Source organism: Candidatus Methylacidiphilales bacterium, from assembly GCA_028713655.1.
Lineage (GTDB): Bacteria > Verrucomicrobiota > Verrucomicrobiia > Methylacidiphilales > JAAUTS01 > JAQTNW01.
Genome location: JAQTNW010000038.1, coordinates 1 through 13,057, shown reverse-complemented (window position 1 = coordinate 13,057; position 13,057 = coordinate 1). Strand labels below are relative to the sequence as shown.

Annotated in this window: 13 protein-coding genes; 6 read left to right on the top strand and 7 right to left on the bottom strand. The window is 53.9% G+C overall.

From position 1 onward, the window contains the following. Positions 1–10 precede the first annotated feature (10 nt). The 3 genes from PHD76_11715 to PHD76_11705 are packed head-to-tail and all read left to right on the top strand — an operon-like array spanning position 11 to position 3,110. Positions 11–805 (top strand): SDR family oxidoreductase, encoded by a 795-nt coding sequence (locus PHD76_11715; protein MDD5262501.1) that lies wholly within the window; start codon positions 11–13, stop codon positions 803–805. Continuing rightward, positions 802–2,049 carry a class I SAM-dependent methyltransferase gene (locus tag PHD76_11710; protein MDD5262500.1) on the top strand — a complete coding sequence of 416 codons (1,248 nt, stop codon included), beginning with the start codon at positions 802–804 and terminating at the stop codon, positions 2,047–2,049. The genes PHD76_11715 and PHD76_11710 overlap by 4 nt, the downstream gene beginning before the upstream one ends. 53 nt (positions 2,050–2,102) lie before the next feature. Continuing rightward, positions 2,103–3,110, top strand: coding sequence for a lysylphosphatidylglycerol synthase transmembrane domain-containing protein (locus PHD76_11705; protein ID MDD5262499.1), 1,008 nt, complete (start codon positions 2,103–2,105; stop codon positions 3,108–3,110). A 29-nt stretch (positions 3,111–3,139) separates the two neighbouring features. On the opposite strand, the gene PHD76_11700 is transcribed toward PHD76_11705, so the two are convergent. After that, entirely contained in the window at positions 3,140–5,173 is a 2,034-nt protein-coding gene (locus tag PHD76_11700) for a hypothetical protein (protein MDD5262498.1), read from the bottom strand. Between the two features lie 86 nt (positions 5,174–5,259). Next, positions 5,260–6,222, bottom strand: coding sequence for a cysteine synthase A (cysK, locus tag PHD76_11695; GenBank protein MDD5262497.1), 963 nt, complete (start codon positions 6,220–6,222; stop codon positions 5,260–5,262). Between the two features lie 52 nt (positions 6,223–6,274). Between cysK and PHD76_11690 the strand changes: the two genes are divergently transcribed. Beyond that, positions 6,275–6,988, top strand: coding sequence for a sugar phosphate nucleotidyltransferase (locus PHD76_11690; protein ID MDD5262496.1), 714 nt, complete (start codon positions 6,275–6,277; stop codon positions 6,986–6,988). Here PHD76_11690 and PHD76_11685 read toward each other — a convergent pair. Next, the gene (locus PHD76_11685; GenBank protein MDD5262495.1) at positions 6,906–8,255 is read right to left on the bottom strand and encodes an ATP-binding protein; all 1,350 of its coding nucleotides are present in this window, start codon (positions 8,253–8,255) and stop codon (positions 6,906–6,908) included. The two genes, PHD76_11690 and PHD76_11685, sit on opposite strands and share 83 nt — an antisense overlap. Before the next feature lie 52 nt (positions 8,256–8,307). Further along, positions 8,308–8,997, bottom strand: a complete 690-nt coding sequence (locus PHD76_11680; GenBank protein MDD5262494.1) for a winged helix-turn-helix domain-containing protein — start codon at positions 8,995–8,997, stop codon at positions 8,308–8,310. A gap of 378 nt (positions 8,998–9,375) precedes the next feature. On the opposite strand from PHD76_11680, the gene PHD76_11675 reads away from it, so the two are divergent. After that, the gene (locus tag PHD76_11675; protein ID MDD5262493.1) at positions 9,376–10,419 is read left to right on the top strand and encodes a type II secretion system F family protein; all 1,044 of its coding nucleotides are present in this window, start codon (positions 9,376–9,378) and stop codon (positions 10,417–10,419) included. A 262-nt stretch (positions 10,420–10,681) separates the two neighbouring features. Here PHD76_11675 and PHD76_11670 read toward each other — a convergent pair whose 3' ends face one another. Genes PHD76_11670 through PHD76_11660 form a run of 3 tightly spaced genes read right to left on the bottom strand, consistent with a single transcriptional unit; the run spans position 10,682 to position 12,086 of the window. Beyond that, entirely contained in the window at positions 10,682–11,536 is an 855-nt protein-coding gene (locus tag PHD76_11670) for a hypothetical protein (protein MDD5262492.1), read from the bottom strand. Between the two features lie 35 nt (positions 11,537–11,571). Continuing rightward, positions 11,572–11,871, bottom strand: coding sequence for a type II toxin-antitoxin system RelE/ParE family toxin (locus PHD76_11665; protein ID MDD5262491.1), 300 nt, complete (start codon positions 11,869–11,871; stop codon positions 11,572–11,574). After that, positions 11,868–12,086 (bottom strand): hypothetical protein, encoded by a 219-nt coding sequence (locus PHD76_11660; protein MDD5262490.1) that lies wholly within the window; start codon positions 12,084–12,086, stop codon positions 11,868–11,870. The genes PHD76_11665 and PHD76_11660 overlap by 4 nt, the downstream gene beginning before the upstream one ends. 180 nt (positions 12,087–12,266) lie before the next feature. Between PHD76_11660 and PHD76_11655 the strand changes: the two genes are divergently transcribed. Next, on the top strand, positions 12,267–13,057 hold a 791-nt coding region (locus PHD76_11655; protein ID MDD5262489.1), incomplete at its 3' end, for an adenosine kinase.

The following is a 13,057-nucleotide window of genomic DNA, read 5'->3' as shown; positions in this document are numbered from 1 at the left end:
TCCTCCTGTCGTGAACAAAGAACACATTCTTGTTATTGGCGGTACGAAAGGCATCGGTCACGTTGCCGTGAAAATGCTGGCTGCAGCAGGCCACGCCGTCTCCGTCATAGCGCGCCACCCCCCGGAAAGCGGACGCAGAGTTTCCGGCGCGCGCTATTGGAGCGCCGATGTTTCGGATCGTGCCGACCTGCAAGCCGCGCTGGGGAAGATTGTCCAAAATAACGGGAAGTTGAACCATTTGATTTTTTTCCAGCGTTACCGTGGCAAAGACAACAACTGGGATGGGGAGATCCAAACAACCCTGACAGGAACAAAACAAGCCATTGATTTTGCAACCGTTTCTTTTGATCCCGCCGGCGCCTCAATCGTGATTGTAAGCTCCATTAATGCGCATTTAATTACAAAGAAGCTTCCCTTGGGTTATCATTTGGGGAAGGCCGGTCTGAACCAAATGGTTCGCTACTACGCTGCGACTCTCGGCCCACGCCAAATACGTGTCAACAGCGTGTCTCCGGCAACCGTGCTCAAGGAAGAATCCAAAAGTTTTTTCATTGGGAACCCCGGCCTGATGCGCGTTTACAAAAAAATGGTGCCCCTCGGCAGGATGGGCACAGCCGAAGAGGTGGTAAAAGCAGTCCTGTTTTTGTGCAGCGACAATGCCTCTTTCATTACAGGCCAGGATATTGTCGTGGACGGCGGGATATCGTTACTTTATCAGGAAGCCCTGGTGCGCGAGATGTTGCCTTCCCCAAAAAGACCTCGCAAAAAGATTTCCCGGCCGTCATCAAAAAAATCCAAATCGTGAGCGCTCAATTTTATCACCGCAATACCTGCCGCTTATGCGAAGGCCGGGATCTCTCATTGGTGCTGAAACTGACGCCCTGCCCACCCGTGGACGCTTACGTTCCAGCATCCCGCCTTCAGGAGGTCCAGGAAGCTTTCCCGCTGGATCTGTTTCTTTGCCACAACTGCGGACATACCCAGCTCCTTGACGTTGTCTCGCCCAAACTGCTCTTCGGCTCCTATATTTACACCACCGCCAGCTCCCCCGGATTGGTGGAATATTTTCGCACCTATGCCGATGAAGTCATTGATTATGCACAACCCGCGCCCGGATCTACAGTCGCCGACATCGGCAGCAACGATGGCACTCTGCTTGGGTTTTTTAAAAAACGCGGGTTGCGCGTCCTGGGCATAGATCCTGCGCAGAATATCGCCGAAGCAGCGACCGCGTCAGACATCGAAACCGTTCCCTCATTTTTTACCGGCGAGCTTGGCCGAAAACTCCGCGCCGAACGCGGCCCATTTTCACTTGTCACCGCCAACAATGTGTTTGCCCATTCCGATCAATTGGGAGACATGGCAGCCGGAGTGCACGCCATGCTTTCACAGGAAGGCCTGTTTGTATTTGAGGTTTCTTACATGTTGGACATGGTCAAAAATATGGTTTTTGATTTCATTTACCATGAACATCTCAGTCATCACTCTGCAAAACCCCTGCAGCTATTCCTTCGCCGCCACGGCTTGGAGCTTCTGCATGTGCAGCGCACACCGAGCAAAGGAGGGTCCCTGCGCTGCTTTGCCCAGCTTGAAAACGGTCCGCGCAAGGCTTCTCCATCCGTTGACGCTATTTTGAATCTCGAAAATGAATTCGGTCTCTACGATTTGGAAACATACAAGATCTATGCCGCTAACATAGAAAAGGCAAAATCCGACTTGAACCGGGCGCTGACACCTTTCAAATCCACGGGAAATAAGATCGCCGGGTATGGCGCTTCAGCCACAGGTACGGTTCTGATTTATCATTTTGATCTAGGGGATTCCCTCTCCTGCATCATCGACGACAACCCTCTGAGACAAAACTTGTTCAGTCCAGGCCACCATATTCCGGTGCTTTCCCCGAAAGCACTTTACAACGACAAGCCGGATGCAGTGGTCATACTCGCCTGGAGATTTGCCGACATGATTATTAAAAAACACGAATCCTATTTAAAAAATGGCGGAAAATTCATTGTCCCCCTCCCTACTTTGACAATTACAGGCGGATAGAACCCCCCTCTCGAAATCTGCATGCAATGCAATCTTATACCATTGGTGTCAGAATGAACCGTAAACAAACGGTGTTTTTTTTTGCCAAGGCCGGCTTTTCAGTCCTTGCAATTGGGTTGCTATTCCGCAAAGCCAGCCTGGCCCACGTCTGTGCTTCCATTTATAATGCGCGCCACACCCCGGTGGTTCTCGGCATATTCCTCTGTCTCTCAACCATTGTGATTGCCGGATGGCGCTGGCAGCGTTTGCTGGGTGTTTTTGGCATTCAAATCCGTCTCCGTTCCCTGGTCTGTATCGCGCAAATTGGCCAGTTTTTCCTGATGTTCCTGCCCGGGCCGACAGGAGACGACCTGACGCGAATGCTCTATATTTCACGCCTAACCAAAGGCCGCGTGGCGGAAGCCTGTACCAGCGTGCTCATCGACCGCATGATCGGCCTGGCCGCTGTCCTGGTGCTTGCCGTGCTTTGTATTCCCTGGCAATGGCAGGCTCTGTCCGCATCCCGCGCCTCCTATTGGCTGGCAATTGGAATTTCAGCCGTCGGCACCGCCGTCCTGCTCCTCGGCCTGCTGTTTTTTCTTCACAGAGGATTTTTCCTGAGAAATATTTCAGATTGGTGTCTGCAGCTTCTTCCAGCCTCCAAAATCAAAGTGGAACTGTTGCGGATCAACAGTCTGGTCTATTCACATAAGAAAAATCTCGCCCAGGTACTGAGTGCCGCCTTGTTCACGCAAGTCCTCCTGTGTGGGGTCTTTTATCTGGCCGGCCTTGCGGTTGGCATTCACATGCCCTTTGTACTCTGGCTGGGTTTTGTACCCATCGTACTGGCCGCCAATGCCGTCCCCATCACCATCGCAGGGCTGGGTGTACGCGAATACCTGATGGTCTTGTTTTTGGGCGTACTTGCCCACATTGAAGCCGAACAAGCCCTGGCCGCCTCGCTGGTCGCTTTCAGCATGATGCTGGCCAACTCCCTTTTGGGCGGCCTGGTCTATATCCTGTACCGTCCGGTTGCTTCGACAATTCAGTTGAACCACAAAGAACCAGGAACCGGGAACTAAGAACGATTTCCATTCCTGGAAATCCATCCTCATCTTCTCATAAGATCCACCTGTGCAGGCAGCAATTCAGCCGGTTGTCCTGACAAAGCCTGCTGGACGTCCGCATCGCTCAGACGGTAAATCAAAATCGAATATCCCACCTCGTCGTCCGGTTCCCGCTGCCGCAGCCAGGCGCATAGCCGCGCAAAGCGCAACTGCTCATACGCGGCAATCCGCTGTTCCCAGTAAGCCTGTCCCTTTTCTTGAAAAAGCTTCAGGCGCGCGGACGGATTGCCCGCTGTTTGATCCAAAGTAGATAGTTCGCCCGTCAACTGGCGATAAAGATTTTCATACGGCACGCACCAGGGACCATAATAGGGATTATATACGGACTGCAGCGTCGTGGCGCTGATACAGTAAACGCCTCCTTCCATGGGATAAGCTTCCCGCTGGCGCCAGTCGAAAAATCCCGGCAAGCGCCGGGATTTGATCCCGTAATATTCAGGGCTTCCCGTGCCGAAGTAGGAAAAATAGACGGGTGTTTTTTTGCCTGATTCATTCTTGTCCAGCCAATCCTTGAGCGAAGGCAGGTCCTGGCCCCAATCCAGGGAACTATCCACCAAATGACGATAACCGTTTTTCGGGCCGCCGGCCAGGCTGTTAAAAAAAGCCAGATAATGTGGGCGTAGCGAGAGAGATGCGCCCAGTACACCTGCCAGTAAAGTGCCGACAGCGAGACGGCCCCAGGGCTTCCATTGAAAAAGCAACCAGGCATTCATTCCCGCCAAAATGTAGAGAGGTGGAATCATCGGAAGCATGTGCCGGTATCCGATGTTCAATTTGCTTGTCAAACAGACAACTGCATAGACACAGACCAGGATTAGAAGCGGAGAAAGTTCATAAAGGGAGGGCAGGCGGATGCTGTCATCGTTTCCGGCGCGTTGGGCCGCAGCGGTTCTCTTTGCAAGAATCCAAGTCGGTCCGGCCATTAAAATCAAAGCGAGGGAAGCCAACGGGGTTTTGACAAGAAATGCATAGGGAAAAAACCACCACCACCCCTGAACCGAATACCGGCCGTTTAAAAATGCCATCCTCAGCTCGGCGGATCGAATGGCCGAGGTTAGCCCCTCGACAAATGCGGGGGGAATCAGCCCGGAACGCGCAATCGCGTCCAAAACCCAGCCTTCCAGAACCGGCCCGGAAATAAGCAGTTGCTGCCGGATTTCAACGGCTTTCATCGAAAGATAGTTAAAATCATAGACCAGCCATAAAATCCCGATTACACCAATGGCTTGCGTCAGTAATAGTCCGGCCCAGGCGATGCCGCGCCGCCAGCCTTCACAGCGCCGGGAGGCGAATCCAAAATCCACCTGCACAGGGAGCGAGGAAAAAATACGCACAACCAAAATCAAGGCGAAAATCAGCGCAATCAGAATGGATGACATCTTGCTAATAATCAAAAGACCCAGACCCAGGGTGCTGTATAAAAGAGTCCAAGCCGATATCCTGTGAGTGGCTTTCCAAAAGGCATGCGTGGCGATCAAAAAACCAAAGGCGGCCGCCATGTCGGAGCTGACGAGCGTGCCCTGGGCCAGCATCGTGGGACAAAAGGCAAACACAAACAGGGATATGAGCCCTCCCGCCATTCCGAATAATTCGCGGGACCATACAAAAACCAAAGCCCCGGCGGCCAATCCCAGCAGGGCAATCATGGCGCGTCCCTGCCAAAGCATGGACTCGGTGGAATTGCCCATCGTATAAAGGAAACTGTAGCCCACCCCCCATTCATCCATGCGGCTCCACGGCTCATGGTTTAGTTCGGGAAATGACAAATTATTGAACAGTAATGGCAGGGCCGCAAGTTGCTGAGCCAGTACGCCGTTGGAAGGCGTGTGCTTGCATTCCGGATGCGTCCAGAGCAGGTAACCACCGGTCAAATGCGTGGTTTCATCAAATGTAACGGATTGATGTCGGCAGGCAGTGACCGCCTGCAAATAATACAGAACCAGCAAAAATCCCGCGATGATCCAACCCCATCCATGAATAAACCCACCCGCCAAATGTGGATGTGTTTTTGGTTTCACCTCGCCATGTTTCATGAGAATCCACGGACGCGTGAAGATCCCGTCGCTTCTACAGAGTGGCGGAAAAAGCAGGCCCGTTCAAAAAATCAGGAACCCACCTGTTTGCGCGCTTCGTCAGCCAGTGCGGTGCTGAGATAGCGCTCACCCGTGCTGCAGCCGATGGTCACGATCAGTTTGCCGGCATTTTCCGGACGCTTGGCCAGTTGAATGGCCGCAACCACGTTGGCGCCGGTCGAAATTCCGACCAACAATCCTTCCTCACGGCAAATCCGGCGGGCCATGTCAAAAGCCTCGTCGTTTGTCACGGTGATCACTTCATCCACCACCTTCATGTGCAGGTTTTCCGGAACAAAGCCCGCGCCTGTGCCCTGGATTTTGTGCGGCCCGGGTTTGACCGGATCGCCATTCCGGGTCTGCGTGATAACGGGGGAATCCTTCGGTTCCACCGCAACCGCCTTGAAAGAGGATTTTCTGGCCTTGATGACCTCCGCGACACCCGTGATTGTTCCGCCTGTACCCACGGCCGAAACCAAAAAATCCACCTTGCCATCCGTATCCTTCCAGATTTCCTCGGCTGTGGTTTTGCTGTGGATTGCCGGGTTCGCCGGATTGCTGAACTGCTGCGGAATCCAGGAATTCGGCGTTTCCTTGTGCAACTGCTCGGCGCGGGCGATGGCCCCTTTCATTCCTTCAGCCGCGGGTGTCAGCACCAGTTGCGCGCCCAACAGCGCCAGCAGCGTGCGCCGCTCCAGGCTCATGCTTTCAGGCATGGTCAAAATCAACTTGTACCCTCTTGCGGCGGCGACAAAAGCCAGAGCGATGCCGGTGTTCCCGGATGTCGGCTCGATGATAACGGTGTTCTTTTTCAGAATCCCTTTCTTCTCGGCGTCCTCAATCATGGCGGCGCCGATACGATCTTTGACACTGCCCAGAGGATTAAAAAACTCGCACTTCAACGCCACGGTGGCGCCGCAGCCCGCTGTGACACGGTTGAGCTTGACCAAGGGCGTTCTTCCCACAGTTTCAACAACATCATTATAGATCGGCATAATCGGACTCCATTTGAATAATTATCGGATATTAGAAAAAAGCTGAGCGGCCATGAAAGCAGTAATTTTAGCGGCTGGCAAGGGAAAGAGAATGGGCGAAATCACCCAGACGCTCCCCAAACCCATGATCGAAGTCCAGGGCCGTCCCATCCTCGAACATATCGTGGCCGGCATTCGTGATTTCGCTCCCATCCGGGATTTTTTCTTCATCACCGGCCACCGGGCTGAAGTGATTGAAAAACATTTTGGAGACGGCTCCAGATTCAACATCTCCGCAAGCTATGGACGGCAAACAACTCAGGACGGCACCGGCAAGGCGCCCGAACTGGCCCGCGATTGGGTCGGGAGGGATTCCTTCCTCCTTTCCTACGGGGACAGCTATCTTGCAAGCCCGGAGGAATACGGGCATATCGCAGCGCTGGAGGGATTTGACGGAGCGATCGCCGTAAAAGGGGGTATGGAGTTGAAGCATGGCGGCGCCGTGATTTTCGACGAAGATTTTCTGCTCAAAGCCATTGTGGAAAAGGCCGCGTCCGGGACCGTTCAAACGCCCTGGTTTAATGCCGGCATCTACCTTTTCAAGCCCGCTCTTTTCGATTTCACTTCCCGCCTGCAACTCTCCCCGCGCGGGGAATACGAGTTGACGGAAGCCATCAACGCAATGGCCGCATCCGGACTTCGCATCAAGGGGCGCGAGTTGCACGGCCGCTGGGAGGACGTGCGGGATCCTGAGGTTCTGGCACGGTTGAACCATCCTGCACAATAGGCAGCCGGAACCAGACGGTCGTACCGCGGCCCACCGCGCTTTCCGCCCAAACCCGCCCGCCGTGGAGTTGCACAATGTGCTTTACTATCGCCAACCCGAGCCCGATTCCGCCGTGCTCGCGGGAGCGCGCCTTGTCCACGCGGTAAAATCTTTGGAAGATAAAACCGATTTTGTCGCTGGGAATGCCGGCCCCGTTGTCTTTCACGTAAAAATCCATGTGAGAACCGCCGCTCCAGACCGCACCCATCTCAACCCGTCCGCCGCGTTCGGAATGCTTGAGCGCGTTGTCCAATAAATTATAAAAGACCTGCTCGAAGCGAAGCGTGTCCACCTCCACCATCGGCGCCTGGTCCGGACAGATAACATCAAGCTTGCAGGATTTGGCACGGAGTTGATTTTGCCAGTCTTCGCAAATCTGCTTGAACGTCCGGCTGATGTTCAACTTGATGAATTCGAGCTGGATCCGGCCGGATTCGAGCCGGGAAAGCGTCAGGAGATCTTCCACCAGGGCATTCAAGCGGTCCGAATGCCGTTTCATGACGTTCAGCACGCGGGTTTGTTCCTCGGCGGGAATCCGCCGGTTATCCAGCAGCGTCTCAAGGTAACCCCGGAAAATGGCCAGCGGCGTGCACAATTCATGCGACACGTTGGCCACAAACTCCCGGCGCAGTTGCTCCAATTGCACGATCCGCGAAATGTCGTGAAAAACCACCACCACGCCTTTGAGCTTCTCGGGTGTGCCGCCCAGCGGTGAAACACTCACTTGGAAAACCTTGCGCTGGTTTTTGTCATCCAGCAGGTCCTCAATCACGACTTCCCCCGTGCTTTCTCTGAGTGTGGTAACCGATATATCGATCAGCGATTTGATTTCAGCCTGGCGCAAAACATCCATGACATACCGCCCGATCGGATCGCCCTGCAACCCGAACATTTGCATGAAGGCTTGATTGGCGGCCTGAATGGTGCTCTTGGGGTTGGTGATGATCACGCCTTCCGCCATGCTGGCGAGGATGGTCTTGAGGCTGAATTCCTCGACATGGGCTTGGCTGTTTAATTCCCGTAAATGCGTTTCGATGGCATTCAGGTTTCGGAATATCTGGCCCAACCCCAAAAAGCCCTTGTCAAAGGCGCCGGGCTTCCCTTTCCCGAGCAGTTTTTCCGACAAATGCCGGATTTGGCGCAGGGGTAAAACAAGTTCCAGATAAAGATAGAGGGCTGTCCCGCCCACTAACAGCAAACTAACGGAAATTATGAGGATGCCGGCCATTTACATGACATTGTCGGGCACACGGGGGCGCCTGCAAAGCAGGAAATAATCCCTACTCCCCCGGGTCCATGATGCGATAGCCTACTCCGCGTACCGTTTCGATGTACTCGCATAACCCGCCCATTTTCTCGCGCAGGCGGCGGATATGCGTGTCCACCGTGCGGGTGTCGATGACGCTCTCGTATCCCCAAACATCATTCAGCAGCCGGTCGCGGCTTTGTACGCGGCCCTCTCTTTCCATCAGGATTGCAAGCAGCTTGAATTCAGTGGCTGTCAAATCCACCTTGGAACCTTCCGTAAAAACCTCATGCCGCTCATGATCGAGCAGTAATCCTCCCAGCTTGACCCGTTGTGCTTTTGAGGCCGGGGTCTTGCCTCTGCGCAGGACGGATTGAATCCGCAGAAGCAACTCCCTTGGACTGAAGGGCTTGGTCACATAATCATCGGCACCCAGTTCAAGTCCGACGATCCGGTCCACTTCTTCCGATTTGGCCGTCAGCATGATAATCGGGATATTGTTGGTTAAGACATCCCGTTTCAGCAGCTTGCAGACTTCGATTCCGGAAATCTTCGGCAGCATCAAATCCAGAATGATCAATGCAGGTATTTCCGATTTGGCTTTGGCGATGCCGGTTTCGCCATTATCGGCTGAATAGGCTTTAAAACCGCCGGACCTCAAGTTCATGCTGATGAGGTCCACCACATCGGGTTCATCATCGATAATCAGAATTTTAGCGCTCATGGATTGATAGCTAAATTACATAAGGAGGCTTAATAAAAGCAAGCTTTGGATTGTTACAATCTGATTACAAATGGGGATATTATTTTTATAAATGTCTTAGAGTTAAATGCTTATAGCGCTTATTCTTGTAGAGCGCCTAAATAATCTGTCCTGCCCCAAGGCTCCTTGCTCTTTTGGGCCGTCTCAGGAAGGAGAGGCCCCAATTTGGGCACTAAAAAGCGGGAGTGCGACAAGGAGGTGTGGGATGATGGAACCCCAAGGAAACGCACTCCCGCCTTTAGGATAGGCTACTCGGTACTATAGACCGATTTGCCGCCATAATGTTCAAAATGATTGATGCATTTTTTGCGTCCTGAGTTCTTTAGAACCCTGTTCCAAGTGCCCTTTCTCACTACCGCCTGTTGGAATACGTTGCGCCCCGGCGGTATTCCGTCCATTTTTACCCTAATGTCGGATATCTGCCTCGAAAACTTCCTGCACCAGACCGCCGCACTATCGCAGGCCGGGGTCCCCTTGGAAAAGGGCCTCCGCTCCATCGCCACCCAGTTCAGCGGCAAGTGGCGGTATGCTGCCCTCGACATGGCAGACAGCCTAGGGCGGGGCGACACTTTCCATGTGGCCGCCGGGCGGCATTCGGAATGTTTTGACTCCACCACGCTTGCCTTGATTGCAGCCGGAGAAAAAAGCGGCCAGATATCGGCTCTGCTGGATCATGCTTCCGCGCTTGCAGAAAAGCGGCGAAAGCTGGTTGAACGCTTGCTACGCCAACTGGCCTATCCGCTTTTTATTTATCATGCAGCCGTATTGATTCCATCCATCCGGTACATGCTCTTGGACGGCCTTCCAACTGCTGTGGGAGTCATCCTGGCGGGGCTGGCTCCACTGTATCTGATCATCCTGGGCCTCTGGTTCGTGTTCCGAACCCGCAATAGCGACATGGCCGCAGCGGCGCGGATCGATGGCATCTTGATCGGCCTGCCGGGTGTTCGGCCGGTGATCCAGTCGTATGCCACGCAAAACTTTTGCCGCTGCCTGCGCGCGTTCCTCCTGGCAGGCACCACATTCCGGGAGGCCATTCCCGCCAGTGCAAACGCCATCGGCAGCCCTGCGGCGGTTCTGGATCTGGAAATAGCCGAGGCAAAACTCAACCAGGGTGAAACCCTGGCGCCTGCGCTTTCGCATTGCCGCTTTCTGAATGAGAATTCCCGCAGCCTGATTTCGACCGGGGAACTGAGCGGCACGCTGCCCGACATGCTCGAAAAGGCCGCCGTGCTGGCCGAGGACGATTTTTCAGGCAAGTCCGCGCTTCTGGTTCATTTTCTCACTGGAGCCACTTTTTTGATCGCCCTGGCGATGGTGTTGTTCCAAGCCTTTTCCATTTACATGCCCATCATCAATCAGATGAACAGCCTGCTGAAATAGGAAAAAGTATTCACCGCAGAGCCGCAGAGAACACAGAGGGAAAGGGTCCTTGGTTTTCAGGTTCGTGGTTCTTTGTTCGCATACCGGACGAACCCGTCCTTCGACGAACCTTCCTTCGTGTCTTTGAGGCTCCGTGTGAGATGCTGTGTTTGCCGTCTGCGAAAATCTGCTTAATCTGCGGATAAAAATGAAGTTTGCTTTGCTTTCGCGTGCTCCTGACCGGCATAGCTTTACGCGGCGGCGGTTCGCGGGCAAAAACCGGTTATGGCGCGGGAGGATTCGTCGGAATCGGGCCTGGGATCTCGATCACCCGTGGAGCGGGAACAGGCGCAGCCTGTGGCGGCGCGGGCTTGCCCACCACGAACGTGACGGTCCCGGCCAGATACTCCTTGATCATCAGATCCAGCGCGTATTTTTCTCCAACCGGCGTGTCAGGCGTGGCCAGTACATCCACCTCAATCGTGTCCTGGCGCAGACGCGCCGGCAAAATGCCCTCCTGATTGCGGTATTTGGGCGGTTGGGAAGCCTTGCGCACCCGGACATCCGTGATCGACTGCAAATTGCGCCCCTTGAGCACAAGCGTCTGGCTCTGGCCGTTGGGCTCGACATAGAGTGGTTTTGGCACGGTGTTGGTTATCACGGGCGCTTTGCTTTCGGAAATAACGACCCGTTTTCCCTTCGCAACTTCCACAGCCTCCAGTGCGCTGGCGGTATTCGGTTTGGTGGCGCGCTTGTCCCCCGGCGCCACGATTTCAAGGACGAGCGGCACCTCAACCCAAGCCTCGTCCTCCGTCTTGAGGCGGAGCGAATGTCCCGGTCCAAGGGGCGTATCGGGCCGGGCAATGAGGGTCACGGAAACGCGGTTCTCTCCCGGGACACCAAGCTGGACGGATAGATAGGGGTCGGGGTTGCCTTCATAAAATGCTTCCGCTTTTGTCAATGTTTTGAAGCCCGTCCCGTGCAGCATCAGCGGAATCTCGAGCCCGCTGGTTTCGAGATAAACCTTGCCGGGAACCACCTCACGGATCTGCACCTGGGCAAAAAGGGGCGACGTTAAAAGCGAAGCAAATCCAAGGGAAAGAAAAAATGTTTTGGTTGGTAGCAGCCGAAGTGCCAAAGGGATGGGAACTAGGCGCGTCGCTCTGCCTACCTTCATGTTCTTTTAGTGCCGTATGCTGGTCGGCGGGCATGATGTCGAATAACCAAAATGCGAATGGCATCCTTCTCCACTCGAAAAAGGAAATTGAATGGAAATCGTTTCAGATTCACTCTTCTGAAATTGCCTTTTCTTATATTATATTTTTCCGCGTCATCCGAGGCATCTTGAACAAAAAGGCGAAACTCAGCATAAAAGTCATCGGCAAGATGCGGGCCTGCAACACTTTCGTAATATTCCATGATTGTATCAACCTCCGAAAATACCTTCGGATGGAATACAACCCGTAGGCTCATCTGCGTTGGGCAATTAGGCGATCGAACTGTTCGAGGTTGATTCCAATACTGGGATCTGAATCAATCTCGATGTCGCGCCGTAGCGCCTCCACAATTCCATCGTCAGAATCGGCCAAAGCCGGTGGCAGGGTATCAAGGATGCGGGCTGCAAGCACAGCTCTTTGCTGCTCAGAGAGTTTAAAAGCAAGACTTTCAACTTCTGTCAACGTCATCATAGTGGGATTATAGGTAAAACACCCAAGTCTCACAATATATTTTTGCCTACGCCACAACACCCAACCCGGGCGCTGCAGGCGCTTTGCGCACTTTGCGTTAAAATGCCTTTGTAAATCCATCCCCTTCATTCTTTAAAAAAAATTCGCACTCCCTGCTCCCTTTCATGTAAACGTATTGCCATGCAATCGTTTGATCTCATCGGCGTCGGCGCCCCCATTGTGGACTCCCTGGCCCGCGTTCCGGATTCTTTCCTCGACAAAGCCGGAGGGGCCAAGGGCGGAATGGAATTGATCGACTCCGAAACCATGTCAGCCCTTATGGGAGGGATTAACTCCGCGCTTGTGGAGGCGCCCGGCGGCTCGGCGGGCAACACAGTCCAAGCCGCATCACGGCTCGGCCTGCGTTCGACTTTTCTCGGCAAGCTTGGCAACAACAAGGACGCGGATTTTTACCGTGATAATTTCAGAAAAATGGGGGTTGATGTTTCTCGCTTCAAAACAGGCGGCCTGCCCAACGCCCGCTGCCTTTCCCTCGTCACGCCCGATTCCCAGCGCACCATGCGCACCGATCTTGGCGCATCCAAGACGTTAAGCCCTGACGAAATTACCGAGGCGGATTTTGCCGGTTGCCGCCACGCGCACCTTGAAGGTTATCTCCTTTTCAACAAGGAATTGACCCTGCAGTTGTTGCGTTCCGCAACAAAGGCAGGCTGCACCATCAGCCTGGACCTGGGTTCCTTCGAGGTCGTCCGGGCTTCACGCGATATCCTGGAGGAGATCCTGCGCGGTTACGTCACAGTTGTTTTTTCCAATGAAGATGAGGCTGCGGCCTTTACCGGGCTGAAGGACGGTTATGAAGCCATGGCCAATCGTTTGGGAACGCTTTGCCCCGTGTCCGTTGTCAAACTCGGCAAGGAAGGGGCCTTGGTTCATGACAAAAGCGGACTGACCTGGATTGATCCTGTCACCGT

Excerpts from the sequence above, each read along its gene's own strand:
- PHD76_11660 (MDD5262490.1), bottom strand. The coding sequence starts at position 12,086 with ATGATGACGTTGACAGAAGTTGAAAGTCTTGCTTTTAAACTCTCTGAG.
- PHD76_11690 (MDD5262496.1), top strand. The coding sequence starts at position 6,275 with ATGAAAGCAGTAATTTTAGCGGCTGGCAAGGGAAAGAGAATGGGCGAA.
- PHD76_11685 (MDD5262495.1), bottom strand. The coding sequence starts at position 8,255 with ATGGCCGGCATCCTCATAATTTCCGTTAGTTTGCTGTTAGTGGGCGGG.
- PHD76_11665 (MDD5262491.1), bottom strand. The coding sequence starts at position 11,871 with ATGAGCCTACGGGTTGTATTCCATCCGAAGGTATTTTCGGAGGTTGAT.
- cysK (MDD5262497.1), bottom strand. The coding sequence starts at position 6,222 with ATGCCGATCTATAATGATGTTGTTGAAACTGTGGGAAGAACGCCCTTG.
- PHD76_11680 (MDD5262494.1), bottom strand. The coding sequence starts at position 8,997 with ATGAGCGCTAAAATTCTGATTATCGATGATGAACCCGATGTGGTGGAC.
- PHD76_11705 (MDD5262499.1), top strand. The coding sequence starts at position 2,103 with ATGAACCGTAAACAAACGGTGTTTTTTTTTGCCAAGGCCGGCTTTTCA.